Source organism: Tepiditoga spiralis (assembly GCF_014701195.1).
Classification (GTDB): Bacteria; Thermotogota; Thermotogae; order Petrotogales; family Petrotogaceae; genus Tepiditoga; species Tepiditoga spiralis.
Genome location: NZ_AP018712.1, coordinates 1015162 through 1040710, shown reverse-complemented (window position 1 = coordinate 1040710; position 25549 = coordinate 1015162). Strand labels below are relative to the sequence as shown.

Genomic DNA, 25549 nt, shown 5'->3' with positions numbered 1-25549 from the left:
TACAATGCTATCAAGGTAAAAGTATAGTATTAAAATAATAGGAAGGAGATTATTTTTATGAAAAAAGCATTAATATACTATGGATACCCTTCTTGTATCAATGAATATTATGATATTAATAAAGCTATAAATTCTTTTAAAAATTATGATTTAATAGTATTTCCAGGATCAAAAAGATCTTTTAAAAGTATTGAATTTGAATCACATGAAGATCATGAAAAATCTAAAACAATTATTAAAAATTTAAAAAATGAAAGTTTTGGATATATTGCATGTGGGAATAGAGATTTTGATTCTCATTGGACTTTAAAAGAAATAAATAAGTTAATAAATCTTTGGAAAGAAATGGGAGTTTATGGAATATTTTTAGATGAATTTGGAAATGATTATGGAAATGATGATGATAGAAGAAAACAAATAATAGATTTAGTTCATGAAAATAAGTTATCAGTAATAATGAATGTTTGGAATCCAGATGATGTATTTAAAAATTTAAAAACGTCTACTTGGAAAAGTGATTATTATTTATTAGAATCTTTTTCATTTTATGCAAATGGTGAAGTTACTTTATATCAAACAGAAGAAATGATTTTTGAAAGAATAATAAAGTTACAAGAATACAAGAAAAAATATGATTTTCAAATTTTGGGTATTGATACTTTTGGGTTTGATTTCGAAATAATAAAAGAAGAATTTTTAAACACATCATTAAAACTTGCTAATTTTTTATCTTTAGACGCTTATGGTGTTTCAAAAAAAGATTATCATATTTTAGATACAAAATTAATTGATTTTAACTTAAAAAATATGAACTTCAATAAAACTTTTAAACTTAAAAAAAGTTTTGGAAAATACAAAAGAACGGATTTAAAAGGTAAATATATAAAATGGAAAAATGGAAAATTTGGTGGAATTCCAATTGAAATTAAAATATAAAAACGGGCCTAAGGGCCCGTTAATTATTGTTATGGATAGATACCTCTTAATCTTGTAGCTGTTGCTACTCTTTCAATTGCAACTATATAAGCTGCTGATCTCATATCGATATCTAAGTCATATTTTTTCATTGTATCAATTACACTGTGGAATGCATTTCTCATTTTTTTGTTTAATGCGTCTCTTACATCTTCGAGTGACCAGAAGAATGATTGTAATCCTTGTACCCATTCAAAGTAAGAAACTGTAACTCCACCAGAATTTGCTAAGAAATCTGGAACAATAAAGATACCTTTCTTTTGAAGAATTTCATCAGCTTCTGGAGTTATAGGACCATTTGCTGCTTCAACAATTAATGTTGCTTTAACTTCATTTGCATTCTTTTCTGTTATAACATTTTCAATTGCTCCAGGAACTAAAACATCTACATCTAAAGTAAATATTTCATCATTAGTTATTGTTTTAAATCCAGGATTAATTTCTGCTAAACCTGTTTTTCTTTCTGTTGTTTTTTCAACAAGATCTTTCAATTCTTCTACTGTAAATCCTTCTTCTTTATAAAGGCCACCTGTTACGTCTGAAACAGCTACAACCTTCATTCCAAGTTCTTCAGCTGTCAAAACTGCTGTATAAGAACCAACGTTACCAAATCCATGAATAGCAACCTTTAATTCACCATTTGCTTTGTTGATTTTACCTTCTTTTCTTAAGTATTCAACACCTTCTTCAATACAGATTCTAACTCCTCTACCAGTAGCTTCTGGTCTACCAAGTGATCCACCAACTTCAAGTGGTTTACCTGTAACGATTCCTAATGTTGTTGCACCTTTGTTCATTGAATATGTATCCATAAACCAAGCCATTATTTGACCATTTGTATTAACATCTGGAGCTGGAACGTCTTTATTTTCACCAACTATTATTTGTATTTCAGAAAAGAATCTTCTTGATAATCTTTCAAGTTCACCATTTGAAAGTTCTCTTGGATCAACAGTTACTCCACCTTTTCCTCCACCATATGGAATATCTGCAACAGCACATTTCCATGTCATCCAAAATGCAAGTGCCTTAACTTCATCAAGAGTTACATTTTGATGATATCTAATTCCACCTTTTGCAGGTCCTCTTGCAATATTGTGTTGTACTCTGTGACCAGTAAAAACTTTTATTGAACCATCATCCATCCTTACTGGAAAGTTAACTGTTAATTCTCTTTTTGGTTTTGAAAGTACATCGATTAGATCTGGTTCTAAGTTCATAATTTTTGATGCTTTTGTAAATTGTCTTACAGCATTTTCGTATAAGCTCATGGCTTTACCTCCCAAAATGAAAGTGATTGATTTATTTTTGTTACACCATTATTGTAGTCCTAAAAAAATAAAAAATAAAGTCTGATTTTTTTAAAATAATTATACTTATAATTGATTAACTTAAATTAAATAGTTTATTCTCTCACATTCTCAACCTATGAAATATTTTTCACGAAAATTTTTTCATAAAAAAACCCGAACTATACGTTCGGATTAATTACTTTAAAAGTAGTTGGTGTATTTATTTTATCTATAATTTCTGGAAAATAAGAATCTTTTAATTTTTTTCTATCATATATTGCAATTCCAGTATATGTAATAGCCATAGAAGTTAAACCAAATAAAAAAGATTTTACATCTCCAAATCCAAGAAGATAAAAGAGTATGGTAAATGACAAAAATACTATAAGTGGTAATCCATAAACAACAAAAGACATTTTTGTTATAGAAACTTTAGGCAATTCCACAACAACTGTATCTCCTTCTTTTAATTCTAAATTTTCATTTCTTTTTGCTCTTATTTTAAGATCTGGTCCTCCTGTAATACTACAAGCACCATGAAGTTCACAACTATCACATTCACCTGCTCTTTGAGTTAATAAATAAACATATTTATCCTTTACTTCGATAACAGACATTATTTCTCTCATTTTTTCACCTCTTAATAATTTCTATTTTATCAATACTTTTCTTTTTCTAATAAATTTTTTAATTTTTTTCTAGTATAAAATATTCTACTCTTTACAGTTCCAATAGGAATATTCATTATATGCGCTATATCTTTATAAGAAATTTTTTCTATTTCTCTCAACATTATCAATGTTTTTTCATCTGGTTTTAACTTATTAATTATTTTTAAAATCAATTCATAATTCAATTCACTTATTATTCTTTCACTAACATTAATTTTAGATATTGGTTGATAAAAATAAGTGTTTTTTTCATCATTTTCTAAATCCATAGATTGAATTTTTTCATTTTTATATTTTTTTAAATAATTTTTTCCAACATTAACAGAAATTCTATATATCCATGTTGATAACTTTGATTCACCTTTGAAATTATGAATGCCTTTAAAAATTTTTAAAAAAACTTCTTGAACAGCATCATCCATTTCAGATTGCCTAACATAATGTGAAAGTACACCAGAAATTTTTTTTGTGTACTTTTCATATAATTCATTATATGCTATTTTATCTTTATTCTTCAACTTATTGATGAATTTTTCTTCATTTTTCATAATTCACCTCTTGATAAAAGAAATTATATCATACATTTATTATTAATTTGTAAAAATATTACTAAATGTATTACATCAATATTTAAAAATTGGAGTGTCATAAACACTCCAATTTAATTATTTCTTTATATACAAAGTTTTTGTAACTTTATTTCCTGCTAAATCTGTTATTTCTATATCTAATTGCTTATCATTTCCATCACTCAAATCCAATGACGAAACTTCTATAGCCTTATATCCACCATCTGATACTTCAGAATAATTTATTTTATCGCTTGTTGCATCCGCTGTTGCACCGTCATCTCCAAATTTTATAACAACATTTGAGGTTGAATATTTAAAGTTTGTTTCTGTAAATAATATTTTTAAAGCTATTGTATCTTCACTAAGTGAAATCCTTTTTCCAACTTCATCTGCAGATATTATATCGGTACTTTCTGTCGAAGTTAAACTCCTCATTGCCTTTACTTCTGCAAGATATGGATCAGTTAAATCATAAACCATTGTAAGTTTTCCAGTATTAGAATCAGATTCATGACTGGATTTATCAATTGCTTTAACTCTCATAGAATGAGTTCCTTCAGATAATCTTATATCTGAAATTAACTGAGATATTGCTTCATTTCCAACATTGCTTGCAGGAACAGTATGTGGAATTCCATCTGATAATATTTGCACAGAATTTAAATTAGATTCTGTTATATCCCAATTAAAATTCTTTGAAGTATTTGCTGCATTTACATAATAAACATCATCCGATTTAGGTACCGTTGCATCAATATTAAAGTCATTTATAATTGGACTTTTAGTATCTATTTTTAATTTTAAAACTCCATTTACTGCATTACCCGCAAGGTCTGTTGCTTGAACAGTTAAATTAAATATATCTTCTAATCCACTTTGTAAATTTGAAAGCGTATAAACCCAATCAGTTGCGCCAGTCCCTTCTTGCATCTGTTCATTTTCAACAATATTTACTGTATCTGCTGCATCTTTTAAACTAACTATTTGACATTCTCTAACTCCAACATTATCAGTTACATCAACTACTATCTTTTCATCTCCAACGTTATTTTCTGAAATAATTTCAGCTGCTGTTGGATTAGTTAAAATTGGTGCTTGTGGCGCAGTATCATCTTTATAGATATAACCTTTATATGTTTTTCCATTTGAACTATTATCAACAAGAGTAATAAATATATTGACATGATCTCCATCGGTTAAATTAGAATTTAAATCATAAGAACTTCCATTTTCCTTTAAATTACTTTCAAGAATATTTGCTGTTTTAGAATCAGGGTTTACTTGATAATAATACTTATAATCAGTTTCTCCTTTTTTTGTAATACCAGCTATTATTTGATAAAGTTTATCATTATCACTTGCAGTAAAACTAAAATTATTTATATCTGCTCCTTTATAGGCCATTTTATTTTCTTGCCTTCCTGTATGAGTCCAATTATTTCCCAATGTTGGTGCTTCTTTTTCAATAGTTATTGTTTTATCTGTACTGTTGACAACATTTCCTGCATAATCAGTTACTTTAACTTTAACAGTATAATCTCCAGAAGCTAAATCACCTGTTTCAGCAAAGTATACATCTCCTGCATGCTGAGCTGTAAAACTATTGACCAAGTTTCCATTACTGTATAGATCCATCTTTACTTCTTTTATATCGTATTCTTTTACTGTATCTGGTCCAACATGAGCAACTATTATAGTTCCCAATGATGGATTTCCAGAATCTCTTGGCTCAACCGTTACTTCGTTTATTTGTGGTGGTAATTGATCTACAATAACTTGTATTTTCTTTGATACAACATGCATCTTTGTTTTTAATGTATCAAATTCAATCCAAAGTTTACCTGGACCATCTATATCAGAAGAATTTAAAGTCATTGCTGCAGTAATATACTTTTCTCCTTCTTTACTAGTTGATGGAGTAAAAGTTTTTACCGTTCCATCTGCAAGTTGCAGCTTCACAACTATAGTTTCTCTTTTTATTTCATCATATTTATCTTGAATATTCGCAGATACAGCAAATGTATTTTTTATCATTTCTATATTATCAGGTGTATTTTCTCCAACAACTTCTAGTTCTATTGCAGGAGGAGTATAATCAATTACTGTTATTGGTATTCTTTCAAGTATTTTATTACTGTCATTAACATTTCTATTCAACTTTTCTGTATATGATTTCAATGATGTTCCTTCTGTTTCCACATACCACTTGTCGTCAACTTCAAGTAATATTGTATAATTCCCTGGATCACTTGGAACATTCCAAGAGGTTATTAAATCTGAACCAAAAACCGTGTTAGCATTTTGTTCTGTAACTTCTGGATAATCAATAGCTGCATCCCATTGTTTTATTAAAGTTTGATTACCAAACTGATCTTCGAGTATCATTTTAAATCTACCAACTGCAGTATCATCTGTAAGTTTTGTATTTGAAAAAGTAACATTGAACCCTTCTCCCGTAGGCACTTCATGTGTAGCTCCATCATCTTTTGAAATAGTTAATGACGTAGAGTTACCACTCAATGCCATATCATAACTTTCAATTGTAGGTTTGTTGAGTTCTATTCCAACCATATTAAATGAGTAATCAACTTTATTTGAGTTTGGTTGTGCAGAATCCATAATAGTTACATTTATTACTTTGCTACCTTTTTTTACTTTTGTTTTATCTAAAACTCCTTGATACTCATCTTCTCTTCCTAAAGATTCTACTTTATTTAAAGCTACTGTTTCATTATCATACTTAAGTTCAACACTATTTATACTTCCATCATCAGACACTCTTAAATTAAAAATTATATCTGTATTATTTGTATTTCCACTAAAATCAAGCCCTGAATAGAACTTTTCTCCATTTGAACTAACTTCTTGTGTATCTGGAAAGTTTTCTGTTAACCCATCCGATTTTATCTTTAAATATTCCAAAACAGGTAATTTCATATCTCTAAGTGTAATATCAGTATATGAAGAACTGTGTATTGTTTTGTCTTCTGTTGATTCAACATCAACTCTAAACCTGTATCTTCCAGGTTCTGGGAAAACTGCTGAGTTAGTTGTTAATAGTTGACCTGTATATTTATTGACTGTTGTATTATATTCACTTAAAAATTCTAAAGATGGATTAGACAATGCAATTTGTGTCATAGTTGCTGGATTTGTAGAAAAATCTCCATCCTTATCAGAATCAAAGATTATCGTTACAGTACCTTGTATCCCTATCATTGTTTTAACTTCATAATTTATAGGAGTATTTTCATCATCTAAATTAAAAACTTTTCCGTCTGCAGGATTAACTATATCTAAAGAAATACCAGAAACTGTAAATGTTGCATTTTTAGTTGACGTTATTCCTAAAGAATTTTTTGCTGTTGCAATGGCAACATATGTTCCTGCTGGAGTTGCTGTCCATTTAACATTTAATGTAGCCGTTTTACCTTGAGGATAATCTAAGGTATATGGTTTTACTCCATCACTTATTGAAACTATACTTCCATCTGATTTTATCTTTTTTATTTCAAGCTTTACTTCATCTAATTTTCCATCATCAGCAAATTCTGCTCTACTTTCTACCGAATCATACAAATTAGCTAATATAGGATTTACTATTAAACTATCTATCTTTGGTTGATATACTTCTTGTACGCTATCTTGAATAATTAATGTATTCCCTGTAATAGTAGTTCCGATATTTTCAGTATTCGTTGCAGAAACATCAATACTCAAAATAGTAGATGCCAATGTTGGAGCAGCATCAAAAAGCTCATCCGAATAAAATATATTTGGTCTAATTGTACTTCTTACAGTAGTAATATTTTGACCATCAACCTTAAACTCAACTTCCTTTACATCACTTTCGGCATCAGAAACATTTGCATAAAACCTAATTTTATCTCCAAAAGCTACTCCAAATGTTGGTTGACTGTGAATTTCTCTTTTTTTAGTATCATTTCCTCCAACTAATGTTTCAATATATACTTCACTTATTATTGGAGCTGTATTATCTTTTGTTTGTATATTTATACTTGACTCACTTTTTTTATTGTGCAAATCATAAACTTCAAGTTTCATAACGTGTTTTCCTTTTGATGCCTTTGTCCACGTTGCTGTTTTTGTTAAAGTTCTTCCATTATTTTGAAATGATTCTTGACCAAACTCAGCTATTTTTGTACTATCAACATAAAGTCTAACTGTACTCAACCCTATATCATCAACTATATCAAAAGATGCTGTAACTGGTGCATCTTGACTTGGATTATCTGTATCAATTGAAAAACTTTTAATTACTGGTGGTGTATTTACAGCTATAAAAACATCAAATTTAGTTGAACTTTCTTTTCCAAATAAATCTTCAGCATAGGCTGTAAATGTTTTTTTTGTTGGTTCAGTTGGAGCTTTTAAAGTAATAGTTTTATTTACTATTGGTTGAGATGGAGATATTGGAAAATTCATTTCATTTAATTTTACTTTTTGTATATAACTTGCATCTGATGCGGAAATAGTAATTTGATAATTTTCACCAGGTTCTACATATGGTGGATAATTAACTTCTATTACTGGCAGATCTGTATCAGATGTTGGTGAAATCATAAATTCTCTTGTACTTACAGTTCTTTTTCCAGTATTATCATAAGCTTCAATTTTTATAGTATGTTTACCATAACCAACTGAATTTAATTCAAGATTCAATAATCCACTATAACTATAACCTGTCTTTTCTGTATAGTAATAATAATTTTCTACTCCCGTTGGCTTTGTATCAGAAATTTGAATATTATAAGTTGCATTATCTACAAAAACTCTTATTTGTTTTAACCCAGATCCTATATCATTTATATTAGAGGTTAAAGTATAATCATTTATCCCTTTATCTAAATTTTGTGTTAAATTAACATTAAGTATTTCAGGACTTGATTTGTCTGGTGTTCTAAATTTTTTATTTAAATTTCTATAAGAAGAATTACCGCTTGAATCGGTAACTTTTATTAAAACATCATAATAAGTTTCACCATAAGGCATAAGAGAAGATAAAATTTCATCTCTTATTGTTGATTTATCATATATTTTAGTAAAAAAAGGTGTTGTTTCTCCAGATTTAAAAAATTCTATTTTGGTTATTTTAGTATCATCTACAACATTTAATTTTACTTGTAAAGTATCTCCTGCTTTTTCTGGAATTGGATTCAATAGCTCTGGCATTTGAATAAACTTTGGTGGTTCTTTATCATCTAAAAAACAACCTGTAAAAATGAATAAAAAACTAAATAAAAGAATAAATAAAAATATTTTTTTCAATACACTCACCTCTAATTAACTACATTTAGTGTAAAGCTATAATCAACAACATTTCCATCTTTATCTTTTTCTATATTTCCGTTTGCATCTGTTATAGAAGAACCTGGTATTCTAAACTCATATTGACCCGTTCCAAATGATATAACATCAATTGTTGTCGTATATGCAATACTTTTGTCTGTTACATAATTTCTATCAACAGATAATTGTTCAAAGTTATCTGTTGTTCCATTTCCATCTATATATAGTGAAATATCTTTAGAATATGAAATTGCTGATTTATCTCTAAAGTATACCTTTATTGATGGAGTTTTATTTTGTATAATAGAATTTGTTATTGTTGCAATCGATGAAGGATTATCCTTATCATAAATTTTATATACTTTTGAGTCTATTGTCATTTCTGCTTTATACAGTTCTGGCGCAGTAACATCTTGAACTTGAATGAAAGCTCCGCTTCTTGCAACTAAATCTCCGCCATTTACAGTAACTTCAAGTTGTATTGTATTTTCTCCTTCTTCTATTTGTGTTGCTGGTGTTGTTACACTCTTTTGTAATGTATTGGAAAATGTCTCATCATAAAGAATTCTATTTGTAGTTAAATTCTTTAATAAATAATGATACGTTGCTGGTGTTGATTCTAACGTTTCAGCATAAACATTTAAATCAAAAAATACAAAATCATCATTGTTTAAAATATCTGTTGACTGTATAATATCTCCACTGTTATTTTTAGGGGTTACAGTTGCTTTTATATCTACTTTTTTTACTTCAACACTATACGTTTTATCATCACTATTTCCAGCTAAATCTTCAGCATACAAATAAACTGTGTGAAGACCTGTTGAAAGATTTATAACTGCTGAATCTTTTGATTGTCCATTTTGAAATAATCCATTATGAACATCTGTTCCATCAACACTAATTTTAGTTTTATATAGTCCTATATTATCTAAATTTTTATCTTCAATAAAATTAACAGAAAATGGTATTGAATTAGAATAAGTTTCAAGATTTATTTTATTCTTTGTTATTGTATAGTCTAAATCAAATGTAGGACTTAATAAATCATTTGTAACTATAAACTGTATCTTTTGTGGTTCATTAAACACAGCTAAATTATTGTTTAATGAATCATACAATTGAATTAAGTACTCATATATTCCTGTTGTTAATGTTCCAAGTTCTATATTATTCATATCAGTTACTATTTGTATATTTTGTTGATTTGTACCTATTCCTATTTTTAATCCATTCATTGCTGAAGCATCTAAACTAATATTTAAACTTGGACTAACATTTGGTTTTACTACCGCTCTAAATATATAATTTTCATCTTTATTTAATACTTTAACATCATTTAAATTATTATTTATACTAATATTCAGTATCTTTGGAAAATCCTCACTGCTTACTCTTATATACTTTATTATCTCATTACTTTCATATTCTTTTGTTGAACCTAGACCCATAAATTTTGCTTTAAACTTATAGTTACCATTTTTATTTGGTGTATATGATGCAATATATTCACTAGAGTTTACTCTCGTTGCTGATATTGTTGTTTCATCATTATCTGGCGAATCTACTGACGTAACTATAAGCGATGCAGCTGATCCTTTAACCCCATATGGAAGATTCAATTTTATATTAAAGGTTATTGGTTTATTAGTAATAAACTTCGTTTCAACTGTTGATAAGCTTACTCTTATATCATTGTTTTGTGTTGCTATACATCCATTTAATAATAAGAACATAATAAATATTATAGATAAAAGTATCATTCGTTTCACATTAATCCCTCCAATGAGAAATATTTTTTTAATTACCTCTTTATTTTTCTATTTGAAGGGCATCATATCCTAAAAAACAAACAGTCGATATAAATATATCGACTGTTTGTTTATTTATAATAACTTTGATTTTTTAAAAGTTGTTCTTCTGGAACATTTCCAAATTCTTTTGCTGGTACTCCTGCATAAATTTTTCTTGGAGATATATTTTTTGTAACAACCGCTCCTGCTGCTATTAAAGAATCTTCTCCTATTACTATACCAGGCAAAAGTGTTGCATTTGCTCCTATTCTTGCTCCTTTTTTTATAGTTGGTCCTTTAAAATATTTTTTTCTTTCTTCTGTTCTTCCTAAAAAATTATCATTTGTAAAGGTAACTTCTGGAGCTATAAAACAATAATCTTCAACAGTTGAAATTGCAGTAACATAAGCTTCAGTTTCTATCTTTACAAATTTACCAATAGTTGTTTTATTTTCAACCGTTACGCCTTTTCCTATTATAGTTTTTTCTCCTATAACAACATCTTCTCTTATTGAAGCTAAATCTCCAACAAAAACACCATCTTCAAGTTTTGCCCCTCTATAAATTACACAATTTGCACCTATAGTTACGTACTCTCCTATAACAAGCGGTTCTAACTTTCTCTTTTCTGTAGTTGCAGAATTACTTGCTTTAAATGGCTCTTTCCCAAGAACTGTATTGTCTGCTATCACACTTCCAGCTTTTATTATAGTACCTTCTTTTATAACTATATTGTGACCAATTTGAACATTCTTTTCTATAACAACATTATCTTCTATAATAACATTGTATCCAAACTTTACAGTATCACTTATCTTTGTATTTTTTCCAATAAATAAAAATTTTTTTATCATTATATTCTCTCCTTTAAAAATTATTTTATATAATATTATACATTAATTTTTTTATAAAATAAATAATTAAAAGTTAAGTCTGAGCTCTATTTGTCTTTTAAAAATCACTTGAAATATTTTTCTCATTTGTTTATCATTCATATTAAAAAAATCAAGTGTTGCTCTAATAAAATCTTTTTCTTGTTTTATAAGTGTTACTTTGCATAAAGCACGTACTTTTAAATCATAAGCTTCAAATGAAATTAATATTATATCACTTTCATTAATTATTAATTCTTCTAATTCTATAGTTATTGAATTTCCACCAAGCATTAACATCTTTACTTTGAAGGTTGGATAATTTAATATATTTATATTTTCAAAATTAGATATTGCTGAAGATAACTTTGTTATATTTATATCCTTGTACCATAAAATTTTTACATAATTCTCTTTAATTTCTTTATAAGTTTCTAATCTAACAGTTATTTGATTTTCAAAAGTAGAAAGCACTTTTATTTTAGTCTTTTCTTCAATATCATTATTTTCATATGTCATTAAATATATTTTACCATTTTCTATATTTTGAAAGTCTTGTATATTAATATTTAATATGTCTTTATGGACTCCTATTATTACACCTTTTATAAAATTTTCTTTTTTTATTATATCTTGAATATAAACACTTTTTTCCATTAAATAATTACTAGGTGTGCTAATTTTATCTCCAGAAAAAACTTTTGGAAGTACATGAATTGCAACATTTAGTATATCTTTATCTATTTTTTTGTTTTTCGCCATCTTCTCTAATTCAGCCAATGATTGTTCTAATGTAAAAGCATCTCTATAAGATCTTTCATGTGTTAAAGCATCAAAAATATCTGCTATTGCTAAAATTCTTGATTCTTCCGGTATTTCATCATCTTTTAATCCATAATAACCGCTTCCATCTAACCTTTCATGATGTAATTTTGCCACTTTTACGTATTTTTTCATAAATGTATTCATATTGAGCATTTCTTCTAACTTATCTGTGTGTATTTTTACAAGTTCAAACTCTTCCTTTGATAAAGGGCCTCTTTTATCTATTAAACTTTTTGGAATCCAAACTTTTCCTATATCATGAATCAAACCACAATTTCTTACAAATTCTATTTCATCGTAACTATAACCCATTGACTCAGCAATAATTGTTGCTGTATCAGCAACACCCAAGGAATGATAATAAAGTTGAGTATTTATTGATTTTAAAATTTCAATAAAACTTGTTAAAAATTGATGAGTATAGTTTATTTTTAAAAATTTTTTTCTATATATATAAAAAGCTTCTGATAATTCTATATTAATTTCTTGAAATAAAATTTCTATTTCTTCTGATATTTCTTCTTTTGAAAAAAATACTACTATTCCAAGAAGTTCCTTTAAGTTTATAAAAGGAGCATAAATTTTGAAAACAAAAATATTTAATTCATTGTATTCTTCGGAAATATTTTCAAATAAAAACCAATAGTCTTTAAAATAATTTTTTAGTTTTATTGTTCCTTTATAAAAATAAATATTATCATTATAAATAAATTTTTTAAGTTCATCTGAAAAATTAAACTCCACACCAATATAATCATCATTAAATTTGTTTTCTTTATAATAAATAATTTGATGAAATTTTTCTTTATCAAAAACAGAAACAGAATATCTTAAAATTTTTTCGTTTTGATTGAATATTTGAAATATGGATTTAAGTTTTTCAGACATATTTTATCCCCCTTATTTGATTGTCCATTTTTTCAAAAAAATATTAATTTTTTACATATAAATATATACATTAAATTTATTTTTTTAATATTAATTCTAAAAATAATTTTAAGATATTATATATATATTATACATCTTTTTAAAGTATTTACGAAACAGATATTAATAATAATCAAATTATACATTGTATTTATTATATGTAAAAAAAGGCAAATCAATAAAGATTTGCCCTTTTTTATTTAAAACTCATAAATTATTTATTATTGCTTCTGTAAACGCTTTAAAGATTGGATGTGGCGCACCCACTTTTGATTTATATTCTGGATGATATTGAATACCTACAAAAAATGGATGATCTTTTAATTCTATTTCTTCAACAAAATCTGATTTTCCTCCAACTATTAATTTATTATCTTCATTTTTTTCTGGAGTTGTAAACATTTCCTTGAATTTATCTGAATTTGCTTCATATCTATGACGATGTCTTTCATCTATAATTTCTTTATTATATATATCAAATAATTTTGAACCTTTTATTACTTCAGTTTTTTGAGCTCCAAGTCTCATAGTTCCTCCAAGTTGTAAAATATTTTTTTGTTGTTCCATCATATCTACAACAGGATACTTTGTATCTACATCAAATTCCGTTGAATTTGCCCCATTATATCCCATAACATTTCTTGCAAATTCTATTATCATGGTTTGCATACCTAAACATATTCCAAGTATTGGTACTTTATTTTCTCTTGCAAATTTTATAGCCTTTAACTTTCCTTCTATACCTCTTTTTCCAAAACCACCCGGAATAATTATTCCATCGTACTTTGAAAGTACTGAAACAACACCTTCATCATCGTACTCTTCCAAAGTTTCTGCATCTAAAAGTTCTGGTTTTTTCACACCACATAAAAATATACTTTCAAGTATACTTTTATAAGCATCATCCGTTCCAAGATATTTACCAACCATTGCTATTTTTAATGGTTTAAAAGTTTTTGGACAATTCCAATTGAGATTATTGGTAATACTTATATTTAATTTCTTTGCTATTAAATTTTGAACACCCATCTTATGTATGACTTCAGGAACTTCATAAACATTGTTTAAATCTGGAAGATTAATAACATACTCACTTTTTACTCCACCAAAAAGTGAAACTTTTTCTAAACTTGATTGATCTATTTCTTTTTCTGTTCTTATAATTAACATATCTGGTTGTATACCTATTTTTCTTAATAATTGTACAGATTGTTGAGTTGGTTTAGTCTTAAATTCATTTGTAACTCCTAAATAAGGAACAAAAGTCACATGAATAAACATAAAATTTTCTTTTCCTTCTTCAACAGAAAGTTGTCTAATTGCTTCAAGAAATATTTCTCCTTCTATATCTCCTACAGTTCCGCCGACTTCTATTAATAATAAATCAGTATCTATTGATTTAATTCTTTCTTTTATTTCATTCGTTACATGAGGTACCATTTGAACAGTTCCTCCTAAATATTTTCCTGCTCTTTCTTTTTCAATTATGCTTTTATAGACTTGCCCTGTTGTTAAATTGTTAAATTTTTTCATTGGGATTCCTAAAAACCTTTCATAATGACCCAAATCCAAATCTGCTTCATAACCATCGTCTGTAACAAAAACTTCGCCATGTTGATTAGGATTCATTGTACCTGCGTCCACATTCAAATAAGGATCCAATTTTAATGAATTTACATTTATTCCTGAATCTTTCATTATCTTTCCAACTGATGCTGAAACTATTCCTTTTCCTATCCCACTCAAAACGCCACCAGTAACTATAATATGCTTTTTCACCATATTTAAACACCTCCAAAATATTATATTTGAAATTAAAAAAACGGGGAGCAAAAGCTCCCCGTTATTACGGTTAATCTTCGTCAATATTTAATTTATTTGCTACAATTTTCAGTGCATCTTCTACAGACTTTAGACTTTCTATCTCATCGTCTTCAATAGTTACTCCAAGTTCAGATTCAAGAGCCATAGTTAAATCTACTAATTCAAGTGAATCTGCGTCCAAATCGTCTACAAAGGAAGAGTCGAGTTTTACATCTTCTTCTTCAACACCGAGAGTTTCTACAATAACCTCTTTCATCTTATCAAAAAGTTCTTCTCTTGTCACAATTACACCCTCCCGACACATGTTTAAATGATAATTCGACTCAATTATATTTATAAAATGCTACATTGTCAAGTTAAAATCCTAAACTCATGTTAATTTTGAGTGACAATCCTTTAAATGCAAGAGCATCTTTTAAATCCATAGAAGCACTACCTATTTGAATAAAAGCTTCTGCAAGCCCTATATTTACGCCAATTCCAACTTTAGTACTCCAAATACCAAATGTATTATCAAGCGATATATTCAAAGGAAATAACCATAGTAATGATGTTTTTGCTTCAATTCCCCAATTAATATTATTTCCTGTAAAATAATATTCAAAATGAGGATAAAAATCAAATAAAAGTGGAACTCTCATGAACATTGAAAAATTAGTTGGAGCATCTACTTTAAAACTAACATCAGAATCTTTTTCAAAATTAAAATTACTAGTTGTTGTAGCTTCGCCTCCAGAAATTATATTTGAAGCTGAAACTGTATAATTAGCATTCAAAAATAATTTTTTATCCAATGTGGCTTTAGAAATTGTCAGATTATTTAAAGACATTCCAAATGAAGGTTTATTTTCTGACATTACCACATACCCTATATCTATTTTTGTACCGCTGTTATTCATCAATTTATTTTGTAGTTTATCTGTATCTAAATTTTCTATATTTTCTAATTGTTCTGGTAACAATACTGAGTAAACTGGTATTTTTGCACTAACCGTTCCATTTATACTCATATCATTTAAATTTGTTGAAAATAAAGCTTTATATCCTGCTCTTTCATCTGAATACAATAAAGGTAAAAAGCTTCCAACTTTTATTCCAAATCTTCCAAGACCTAAAAATAATCCAGCTTCAACTCTTGCTTTTAAATCAACTTTTCCAAAAGTTTCATAATCTTTATTGATTTCATTACCATTTACCATTATGCTTAAAAGTTTATTTGGAATATTGATTTTTCCAATTCCACTAATATTTGTATAAGTTCCAAGTTTTAAACCAAATAAATTTATTTTCATATGTGCTTCATTATTAGTTAAAATCCCTAAAATCAAATCCTTTTTATTTAATGAATTATAAATTTTATTCAAATCAACAGTAACTACATCTTGTGTTCTCATTTTTAAAAGTTCTGGAATAGAATAAATAGGTTCAGATATATTTAATCCAAAGCTTTCTCCAAGTTCAATAAAATCAAAAAAACCTCTATTAGTTTCATTTAATAATGCTGGATTAATCTCATTATTCCATTCATTTATAGAAAAAGAAAGTATTGATAAGCTTATTAATAAAAGAACTATTAGTTTTTTCATTATTCTTCCACCTCCTTATTGATTTAGGTGCAATGGAATTTTAAAATCTGCACCTATACTTACCCATAAATCTGCATCTAATTTTCCATCAGCATTTATATTATACACACCTTCAGGTAAGATTATTCTCAATGAAAGTGGATAAGGATTTGTATTTTTTATTTGTTCAAATATATTAGTAATATCAATTGCTAAGTTTTGTTTAAATTCAGAATTATTTATTAGTAAACCATTAACTATTTGATCATTTATTTTAAAGTTAACAGGTGCTCCATCGTGAATGAATTGAACTTTTACTTTAGCCCCTGTTGTATTCATAATTCCTAAATGAATTACTAAGTTTTCATTCATAACCCCATCTAAAAGTTCTTTCATATCTTGAGCGTTTTCTTCATTTCTTCCTAAAATATCTCCTTCACTTAACTTTATATCATTTGTAATTGTAGTATCTTGACTTACACTAAATTTAAATGGTAAATCAAGTAAAACACCCGCTTCAATCGATTGATTTGTACCATTTAATACAGCACTATCTATATTTATTGAATAACCAAGTTCAAGATCTTTTGGATGTGAATTTATAATATCAGATGCATCAATTGTTGAAGATGTTCCAAGAGTTATTGGATTATAATTCGTTGTTTTAGAACTTCCTGTTGTGTCTGTATAGCTTGCAGCTATAGTAACACTTCCATTCATATCAACATTATTTAAAGTGGATACAAAGGTTAAAGGAACTTTATTTATTTGTATTTTATTTAGCATATCTGCCATATCATTATCACTAAATGAAAGATCCATAGGATCTCCTAAAGAACCTTTAATAGTAGTTGCATTTATTGTTATGCTTCCTATATTAAAAGCATTTCCATCAAATAATATAGTTGCTTCAAATGTGTATGAATCACCTGGATTAACATTTGATAAACTCAAAGTACTTCCATTATAACCTGTTGGTGAAGCACTGTATGAAAAATCTATATTATCTAATGTTTTAAAATCAAGTGTTTTTCCACTTAAGTTTATTGTATGAGATCCAGAGTTTGTTATATCTAAGTTCACACTCTCGTTTATACCTAAAACATTTGATAAAATCTTTGATTTTATTACAAACGGTGTTGTGTTTTTCCATTCTATTGTAACTTTACCAGAATCAATAACTATATTATCAACGATTCCTTTTGCAACACTTGGTATAGGAATTGTTTGATTACCATGAAAATCCAAATCAGAATTATTTATAACTACATTTGAAAAACCAATATTTTCAAGCGATGCCGATGCACTCATAGGGCTCATACTTGCATCTGGTATATCTGCTGTTATTGATGCATTTATATTCAAATTATCTGAAGGAGTTAAAGTTGCATCAGATAAATCAGCTGTCAAATCACCTGAAGTTACAGATAATGGTATTGTTTGACTACCTATATTGAAGTTTCCATTAACAGATTTAAATTGTATTTCATTTGAATGTAAACTTAATTTACTTCCACTTTTAAAAGTTGCTGAACTTAAAATTGCCGGAATTGTTAAATTAACATCTTGTTTTAAAGTTATTTTAGCTCCACTTATAGATGCTAAAGCAATATGAGGTGTTATAGAAGCTAATATTTCAGGATTATTTTCGTCAATTTTTACATTTGCATTACTTCCTATAAGTGTTGCTTCAAATGAAATACCCAAATCTTTAGGTTCTATAGTGATACCGCTTAGATCTAAAATGTTTGAACCTTTTAAAAGATTAAATGTTTTTAATACATTTGTACCTTGAGTTACTTTAAGAATATAAATTTCCGTATCAAGATTTGTAAAAGCGTTTTGAGTTAAGTTCACTTCAATATTCCCTTTTAACGTTGCAGTTACAAATTCTGTACCAGAAAGACCTGTACTTATTGTTTGCGAAGAAGTTTGATGTTGATTAACTTCAATTCCTTCTGCTTCTGTTATTCCAGGTAATACTATATTAATACCTATGTCTGGAACACTACCTATTGTAACTGAAGGAATTGAAAAATCCCCTAAATTTTCAGGAGCTGGTATTAAAGGAACATCAAAATTTTGATTTAATACCTTGCTAAAACTATCTAAATTTATCTGATCAGAACTAAAAAAATCACTAACAGATACATTTATTAAGTCTGTTGCATATCTAAAGGTTAAAGGGTTTCTGTTTACAATTTTTATTGGTAAACTTTGTTTTATTTGATTTTCTAAATCTGTTATAAAGCCTGATAACGAAACAGAAGTTGCTCCTACTGGTGCTTGAACTTTAGGACTGGCTTTTAATATTACAGTTTTTGTATTACAACTCGAAAAAATTAACAGCAATACTAATAAAAAGGATATAAAAAAATATTTTTTCATAAACACACCTCCCATTATGTGTAATATATTTTTAATTATACAACTTTTATTTTAACATTTAATTTCAAAGTCGACAAACCGTCCATTTTAAAATTAAAAGGTTTTTTTTTCATTATATTTGTTCATTATCCTTTAATTTTTTTATTTTTTCATAAAGTTGGATTAAATTTTTCTTTATTATAGTATAAAATTCAGTATCTATATTTTCATACTTTTTACTTTTTTCTAATTTAACAAATTTATTTTCTATCTTTAACTCAGAAAAATCTTTTTCAAAAAATTCTTCAATAAACTCCATTAATTCTATTAATAGCGTATTATGTTGAGCTGTAAGTTCGTATATATATCTAAGTTCTTCATATGTTTTAAAAAATGATGAATTCCTTTCTTCTTTTGTTAAAATCGATTTTTTTATTTTTTTCAACTCTTCTGTAAATTCTCTATGCTCATTAATTTCTTTCTTAGGATTATTCAAAAAATCATATATTTCATTTAAAATTTGAGATACTTTAAACCTTATACTTATTGAAAAATAATTATTTAAAAGAACTATTAGTAAAAATGATATCATTGAAATAATGTACATTTGCCACATTTTTTCTTTTATAGTTTTTGAAAACATTCCCTTACTATAATATAAAAATTTAATTTTTAACTTTCCTATTTCATCATAAAAAAAGTATCCATTATTGTATTTTTCAACTCTATTTTTATTAAAATCTAATTTATCATCCTTTATACGTTTTAAAAATTCTTCATCACCAAAATGTTTTTTATTAAAAATAAAAATATACTTTCCATTTATATCTAATTCCCTAACTATTTCATCTAATATGTATTCAATATTCATACGCATCTTGTAGCTTATATCAGAATAAATACCATAAATTAATATAAATTCAGAATTTTCCTTCTCAAAATTATAAATTTCTGTTGTTGCTCCAAAAGTTTTGTCTAAAAATTCAAAATCTTTTACAGGACCAACTGGAATTCCTTCTTTTAAAGTTTTATTTTTATAAAAATTTATCTTTGATTCTATCTCAAATGTTATAGTCGAAGAAATTAACTTAGAATATTTATCAAAACTTTCTTTTTCAAAATCATCTTTAAAAGAATTAAAATAAAAGATAAATAATGAAATAAATATTACAAACAATGTTAAAGATAATAAGATAAAATAGCTTGAAAGTGTTTTCATTTTTTATATCACCTCAAAAACATTATACCAAAAATATTTAAGGAGTTGTTATTATGATTTTTTATGAATTATATTTAAGATCTTTTTTTGATGGTAATGGTGACGGAATAGGAGATTTTTCTGGTTTAAATAAAAAATTAGACTATTTTGTTAATTTAGGTATTACTCATATATGGCTTCTTCCAATAATGAAATCTCCTTCTTTTCACGGATACACTATAACTGATTTTTATAATACAAATCCTCTTTATGGAAATTTAGAAGAATTAAAAGAAACTTTAAAAAATGGTCATAATAAAGGATTAAAATTTGTTTTGGATATACCAGTAAATCATGTTTCAATAAATCATCCTTGGTTTCAAAAAGCCTTAAACGGAGATAAAAAATATGAAAATTATTTTATTTGGTCAAATGATAAAACAGATATAAATGAAAAAAGGCATTGGGGAAATAATATTAATATTTGGCATAAAGTTAATGATAAATACTTTTATGGATTATTTGGACCTGGTTCTCCTGAATTAAACTTTGAAAATAAAAATCTTTGGAACGAAATGAAAAAAATATTTTCATTTTGGTTAGAAATAGGATTTGATGGATTTAGATTAGATGCTGCAAAACATATATTTGATTACAACATAAAAGAAATGAAGTTTGAATATCAACATGAAAAAAATATATCTTTTTGGAAAGAAATGATTTCTCATATAAAATCAATAAATCCAAATTCCACAATAATAAGTGAAGTTTGGGATGATCCAAAAATAGTTAAAAAATATAATGGTATTTTTGAAATTGGTTTTAACTTTCCATTTTCTTATGATTTAAAAGAAAGTTTAAAAAGAAATTCTACTAAAAAATTTATAAATGGTTTAAAAAATAGTATGGAAAATTATTTAAATGAAGAAAAAATTATTACTAATTCTGGAAATTTTTTAACAAATCATGATATGACAAGATTAATGTCTGAACTTAAAACCATAGAAAAAGTTAAATTTTCAATTGCAATGTTAATGACATTACCAGGAAATCCCTTTATATACTATGGTGAAGAATTAGGTATGAAAGGTAAACTTTCAAACGTTGATTTCACAGAAGATGCAGAAGAACCCCTACAATGGTACTCTTGTGGTTATGGAATTGGTCAAACAGAATGGAAAAATATAAAATTCAACAAACCTTACAGTGGTGTATCTTTTGAAGAACAAATAAACAACGAAACTTCCATATTAAATTTTTTAAAGTCTGTAATAGCTTTTAGAAAAGAAAATGACTGGATTTCAGAAGCAAAAATAAAGATTTTGTATTCAAACAAAAACATGGTAAAATTAAGCGTATTTAATAGATTAAATGAATTTATTATATATTATAACTTTAAATCTCACGAAATAAAATTAGATAATTTTGATACTTCTAAAATTATAAAAATTTTTGGGAATTTTAATAAAAAAAATAAGTCTTTAGAAAAATATTCGATATTAGTTCTAAAAGGGAGGTAACAAATGCGGAAAAAGATACTCATGTTATTATCAGTACTTTTAGTTTTTTCTTATTCCTTTGCAGCAGGAATAACTTATACATCATCTTCAAATGAACAAACAGAATTAAAATTAAAAACATTTTTAAAAGATTTTATAACTATGCAATATAAAAATACTATGAGGAAAGATTTATCTACAAACAGAGTTTACGACATAATAGATGGAATAATAGATGCTTCTAAAATATTTAAAATTTCACCACTAATGATTACTGCAATAATCGATACTGAAACAAACTTTAGAAACATAATAGGGAAAATGGGTGAAATTGGATATATGCAAATAAGACCAACTACTGCAAAATACATAGTTGATAAATATCCCGAAAGCTTTGAAAAGGCTGGTTATAAAACAAATGATTTAAATTGGATAAAAAAAAGATTATTAATAGATCCTAAATACAATATTCTTGTTGGAACTGCTTATTTAAAACATCTTTTAAATTATCATGATCAAAATTTTTATTCGGCAATAGGATGGTATAATGGCGGCGGAAATGAATATTATGCAAATAAAGTTATTTATAAAATTGCTGAAATAACCGTAACTTATCCTACAATATAAAAAAGTAAACCAAGATGGTTTACTTTTTTATTTATCAAGTTCAATTTTAGTAAGTTCATCTAATTTAATACCTATTTCATTTCTCACGTATCCCATTTTTTTTAAATCCTTTCCATTTAAAGGAAGTTTTATATTGCTTAGCTTTTTCAAATACTTATAAAAATGTTCTCTCATTTTATCACTTATCTTTGAAGCTAAAAATATTATTTGTTCATTATTAAACTTCTTTGTTAATTCATAAATTTCAGAAAATTTTATATCTTCTTTATTTATCTTATTAAAAACATTTTTTACATCTACTAATTTTTCTACAAAATTTTTAGGTAATCCATATTTAACTCTTATAAATTCAAGCACATCAATAGAAGTATATTGTAATATTACATATAGTAATATATAAAATTTATTAGTATTTTCTATATACTTTTTATTTTCTTTATTTAAAAGATCATAAAAAGCAAACATCTTTATTATTTCATTCTCTAATGTTGGTGTATAATAAGTATATGGAAACAAATGAGAAATTATTTTCAATTTACCAAGCCTTTTAATTCCATTTATTGGACTTTTTTCTTTAATTATCTTTTCTATTTCCTCTCTAAGTCTTGTTCCTGTTACTTTTTCCAAATAATTATTTTCTATAGTTCTTTCCATATAATCTAATGTATTTTCATCTATTTTAAAGTTAAATCTTTGTTCAAACCTTATAGCTCTTAATATTCTTGTTGGATCTTCAACAAAAGAAAGAGAGTATAAAGCTCTAATTATACCATTATCAAGATCTTTTTTACATCCAAAAAAGTCAAGTAACAAACCAAACTTTTCTGGATTTAATTTTATAGCCATAGCATTAATTGAAAAATCTCTTCTATATAAATCTTTTTTTATGGTAGAAATTTCTACTTTTGGTAATTTTGCAGGTTCTTCATAATATTCAGTTCTTGCTGTTGCTATATCTAATTTAAATCCATCTTTAAAAAATAAAGAACAAGTTCCAAAGGCTTCATGAGATAAATACTTTATTTTTAATTGATCAGCAACATACTTTCCAAATTCATTTCCGTTTCCCTCTACAACTAAATCAATATCAAGATTTTCAACACCTAAAAGTAAATCTCTAACAAATCCACCTACAACATAAACAGGAACACCAAACTCTGTTCCATACGTTCCTAAAAGTCTTAACATATTTAATACCCTGTTAGAAATTTTTTCTTTCATTAAATTAATAATATTAAATGTATCATAATGATCTTCTATTATTGGATTTATTGAAAAATCAAAAACTCCATTAGTAGCTTTTAATATATCACTTCTTGTTACTATTCCTATTAAAACACCATCTTTTAACACAGGTAATCTACCCACATCACTTTCTGCCATTATTTTTCTAATTTGTGATACTGGTGTAAAAACATCTACAACCAAAAGATTTTTTGTCATTATTGCTTTAACTGGTGCATTTTTTAATTTATGTTTAATTGCTTTTTCTACATCTTTTTTTGTTACTATACCAACTAATTTATTTTTAGAAACAACTGGTAGACCAGAATGTCCCGTTTGTTCCATTATTTCAAATATTTTTTCTAATTTTTCATTTTCAAATACAGTTCTAACAGGAGAAGACATTATGTTAATAGCTTTTAAAACAGGTGCAAATGCTTTTTTCATTAATTCTCTTATATCATTAATAATTTTATTAGCATCACCATTTTTTACTTTTGCAGCTCCAGCTTTTTTATGTCCCCCTCCATTAAATTCTTTTAATATAACATTTAAATCTATTTCATCACTTTTAGATCTTGCAATAATGTATATATTTTTTCCCATTTTAACAACTGAAAACAATACATCCGGTGTCAATGTTTCAAAAATTTTATGAGTTATTATATTTAATCCACCTATAAACTTTTCCGTTTCTGCAAAAGCAATGTACACATTCAAATCATTTACATAAAATTCAGATATATTGTTGTATAGAAGATCAAAGATTTGTTTTTGATCTTCTGTCATTTCTAATGAAACAAAATCTTCAACTTCTTCTAAATTTGCTCCCATTTTTAAAAGTTCTGCTGCTATAATATGATCTAAATAAGTTGTAGTTGTATATATAAAATTCCCCGTATCTTCATGTATTGCTATTAAAAATAATGTTTTATAAATATCTGGAAAGTCATTTTTTTCTTTTAATAATTTTTCTAAAACTATAGTTGCAGCACTTCCACACTCTTTTGAATAATTATTTCCAATTATATTGTTTTCTCTCAAAATTGGATGATGATCATAAATATCAATTTTTATATCATTATTATTAATTATTATTTCTTTTATAAAAACTGGTATTCTATTTATATTTGCAGTATCAACTATAACTATTTTTTCTACTTCTAATTCATAATTAGGATATTTTTTTAAAAAATCTTTTTCATTCAAATAAGGTAAATTATACAACTGTAAAAATTCTTTTAAATTTTGAGAAGGGTTTCCAGCTATTACTATAATTGAATTTTTATAAATTAATGAAGCAGCAATAGAAGCAGCAAAACCATCAAAGTCAGGATTGGCATGTGTCGTTATTAAGGTTTTCATATCTTTCCCCCATTCTTTTAGTCACTATATTTTATCACAAAAAAAGACAGTCTACATTGGGGGGCAGACTGTCAAAGTAATTTAGTTACTTATTTTTTTGTGGGATCGGGGGATCTCTGTTATACATAATACATCACTTATGTTAATATATCATGTAATATATTTAATTGTATGTATAATTTATATTTCAATAAAAAAATAAATACTAAAAAAAGAGACCTTTCGGTCTCTTTTTGGCTTCTGGGAGAGTTTGTAGTTGGGAATTCCTAAATTAAAACTATTTTGATTTTTTTTCAAATAAATCTACAATATCTTTAACTGTTTTTATACTTTCAAGCTCTGAATCTTCAATAGCTATGTCAAATTCTTCTTCAAATGCCATAGTAAGATCAACAAGTTCTAATGAGTCTATTTCAAGATCATCTGTTAAACTTGCGTCCAATGTAACTTTTTCAGCATCTGTATCCAAACTATCAACCATAACGTTCTTTACTTTTTCTAATATTTCTTCTCTATTCATTTAAAATTCCTCCTTAATAAATTTGATGCACAAAAACTATAAAGCAACAACATGCCAAAAAAAATTACGAAAATTTAATATACCATATAATGTATTATATGGTAAAATATAAATGATATTTTC

Annotated in this window: 17 protein-coding genes; 3 read left to right on the top strand and 14 right to left on the bottom strand. The window is 26.5% G+C overall.

Going from position 1 to position 25549, the window contains the following annotated elements; all coding sequences use genetic code 11:
* Positions 1 to 57: 57 nt before the first annotated feature.
* Positions 58 to 936, top strand: coding sequence for a hypothetical protein (locus IGS63_RS04725; protein ID WP_190615851.1), 879 nt, complete (start codon positions 58 to 60; stop codon positions 934 to 936).
* A gap of 29 nt (positions 937 to 965) precedes the next feature.
* Here the strand turns inward: IGS63_RS04725 and IGS63_RS04720 are convergent, their stop codons facing one another.
* From IGS63_RS04720 to IGS63_RS04665, 12 genes are all read right to left on the bottom strand, one after another.
* Positions 966 to 2246 (bottom strand): Glu/Leu/Phe/Val family dehydrogenase, encoded by a 1281-nt coding sequence (locus tag IGS63_RS04720; protein ID WP_190615850.1) that lies wholly within the window; start codon positions 2244 to 2246, stop codon positions 966 to 968.
* 200 nt (positions 2247 to 2446) lie between these two features.
* Complete coding sequence (locus IGS63_RS04715) at positions 2447 to 2896, bottom strand: SoxR reducing system RseC family protein (protein ID WP_190615849.1); 450 nt, start codon at positions 2894 to 2896, stop codon at positions 2447 to 2449.
* 29 nt (positions 2897 to 2925) lie between these two features.
* Positions 2926 to 3486 (bottom strand): sigma-70 family RNA polymerase sigma factor, encoded by a 561-nt coding sequence (locus tag IGS63_RS04710; protein ID WP_190615848.1) that lies wholly within the window; start codon positions 3484 to 3486, stop codon positions 2926 to 2928.
* A 117-nt stretch (positions 3487 to 3603) separates the two neighbouring features.
* Positions 3604 to 8799 carry an Ig-like domain-containing protein gene (locus IGS63_RS04705; RefSeq protein ID WP_190615847.1) on the bottom strand — a complete coding sequence of 1732 codons (5196 nt, stop codon included), beginning with the start codon at positions 8797 to 8799 and terminating at the stop codon, positions 3604 to 3606.
* 11 nt (positions 8800 to 8810) lie between these two features.
* A complete protein-coding gene (locus IGS63_RS04700; protein ID WP_190615846.1) occupies positions 8811 to 10592 on the bottom strand; it encodes a hypothetical protein in 1782 nt (593 codons plus the stop codon).
* A 110-nt stretch (positions 10593 to 10702) separates the two neighbouring features.
* Entirely contained in the window at positions 10703 to 11467 is a 765-nt protein-coding gene (locus IGS63_RS04695) for an N-acetyltransferase (protein WP_190615845.1), read from the bottom strand.
* A 66-nt stretch (positions 11468 to 11533) separates the two neighbouring features.
* Positions 11534 to 13198 (bottom strand): HD-GYP domain-containing protein, encoded by a 1665-nt coding sequence (locus IGS63_RS04690; RefSeq protein WP_190615844.1) that lies wholly within the window; start codon positions 13196 to 13198, stop codon positions 11534 to 11536.
* Between the two features lie 246 nt (positions 13199 to 13444).
* Positions 13445 to 15019: a CTP synthase gene (locus IGS63_RS04685; RefSeq protein WP_190615843.1), complete on the bottom strand. Its 1575-nt coding sequence runs from the start codon at positions 15017 to 15019 to the stop codon at positions 13445 to 13447.
* 70 nt (positions 15020 to 15089) lie between these two features.
* On the bottom strand, positions 15090 to 15344 hold the full coding sequence (locus IGS63_RS04680) for an acyl carrier protein (RefSeq protein ID WP_269777950.1): 255 nt from the start codon (positions 15342 to 15344) through the stop codon (positions 15090 to 15092).
* 73 nt (positions 15345 to 15417) lie between these two features.
* Positions 15418 to 16647: a hypothetical protein gene (locus IGS63_RS04675; RefSeq protein ID WP_190615841.1), complete on the bottom strand. Its 1230-nt coding sequence runs from the start codon at positions 16645 to 16647 to the stop codon at positions 15418 to 15420.
* Between the two features lie 15 nt (positions 16648 to 16662).
* Positions 16663 to 19014 (bottom strand): autotransporter outer membrane beta-barrel domain-containing protein, encoded by a 2352-nt coding sequence (locus IGS63_RS04670; protein WP_190615840.1) that lies wholly within the window; start codon positions 19012 to 19014, stop codon positions 16663 to 16665.
* Between the two features lie 112 nt (positions 19015 to 19126).
* A complete protein-coding gene (locus IGS63_RS04665; protein ID WP_190615839.1) occupies positions 19127 to 20212 on the bottom strand; it encodes a hypothetical protein in 1086 nt (361 codons plus the stop codon).
* Between the two features lie 53 nt (positions 20213 to 20265).
* Between IGS63_RS04665 and IGS63_RS04660 the strand changes: the two genes are divergently transcribed.
* Together IGS63_RS04660 and IGS63_RS04655 are read left to right on the top strand one after the other, a co-directional pair.
* Positions 20266 to 21711, top strand: a complete 1446-nt coding sequence (locus IGS63_RS04660) for an alpha-amylase family glycosyl hydrolase (RefSeq protein ID WP_190615838.1) — start codon at positions 20266 to 20268, stop codon at positions 21709 to 21711.
* A gap of 3 nt (positions 21712 to 21714) precedes the next feature.
* Positions 21715 to 22317 (top strand): transglycosylase SLT domain-containing protein, encoded by a 603-nt coding sequence (locus IGS63_RS04655; RefSeq protein WP_190615837.1) that lies wholly within the window; start codon positions 21715 to 21717, stop codon positions 22315 to 22317.
* 27 nt (positions 22318 to 22344) lie between these two features.
* Here IGS63_RS04655 and IGS63_RS04650 read toward each other — a convergent pair whose 3' ends face one another.
* Positions 22345 to 24906 (bottom strand): CBS domain-containing protein, encoded by a 2562-nt coding sequence (locus IGS63_RS04650; protein WP_190615836.1) that lies wholly within the window; start codon positions 24904 to 24906, stop codon positions 22345 to 22347.
* 277 nt (positions 24907 to 25183) lie between these two features.
* Entirely contained in the window at positions 25184 to 25426 is a 243-nt protein-coding gene (locus IGS63_RS04645) for an acyl carrier protein (RefSeq protein ID WP_190615835.1), read from the bottom strand.
* Positions 25427 to 25549 lie beyond the last annotated feature (123 nt).

Coding starts and splice junctions, on each gene's coding strand:
- IGS63_RS04725 (WP_190615851.1), top strand. CDS start 58: ATGAAAAAAGCATTAATATACTATGGATACCCTTCTTGTATCAATGAA.
- IGS63_RS04695 (WP_190615845.1), bottom strand. CDS start 11,467: ATGATAAAAAAATTTTTATTTATTGGAAAAAATACAAAGATAAGTGAT.
- IGS63_RS04710 (WP_190615848.1), bottom strand. CDS start 3,486: ATGAAAAATGAAGAAAAATTCATCAATAAGTTGAAGAATAAAGATAAA.
- IGS63_RS04660 (WP_190615838.1), top strand. CDS start 20,266: ATGATTTTTTATGAATTATATTTAAGATCTTTTTTTGATGGTAATGGT.
- IGS63_RS04655 (WP_190615837.1), top strand. CDS start 21,715: ATGCGGAAAAAGATACTCATGTTATTATCAGTACTTTTAGTTTTTTCT.
- IGS63_RS04645 (WP_190615835.1), bottom strand. CDS start 25,426: ATGAATAGAGAAGAAATATTAGAAAAAGTAAAGAACGTTATGGTTGAT.
- IGS63_RS04685 (WP_190615843.1), bottom strand. CDS start 15,019: ATGGTGAAAAAGCATATTATAGTTACTGGTGGCGTTTTGAGTGGGATA.
- IGS63_RS04670 (WP_190615840.1), bottom strand. CDS start 19,014: ATGAAAAAATATTTTTTTATATCCTTTTTATTAGTATTGCTGTTAATT.
- IGS63_RS04720 (WP_190615850.1), bottom strand. CDS start 2,246: ATGAGCTTATACGAAAATGCTGTAAGACAATTTACAAAAGCATCAAAA.
- IGS63_RS04650 (WP_190615836.1), bottom strand. CDS start 24,906: ATGAAAACCTTAATAACGACACATGCCAATCCTGACTTTGATGGTTTT.
- IGS63_RS04665 (WP_190615839.1), bottom strand. CDS start 20,212: ATGAAAACACTTTCAAGCTATTTTATCTTATTATCTTTAACATTGTTT.
- IGS63_RS04690 (WP_190615844.1), bottom strand. CDS start 13,198: ATGTCTGAAAAACTTAAATCCATATTTCAAATATTCAATCAAAACGAA.
- IGS63_RS04675 (WP_190615841.1), bottom strand. CDS start 16,647: ATGAAAAAACTAATAGTTCTTTTATTAATAAGCTTATCAATACTTTCT.
- IGS63_RS04715 (WP_190615849.1), bottom strand. CDS start 2,896: ATGAGAGAAATAATGTCTGTTATCGAAGTAAAGGATAAATATGTTTAT.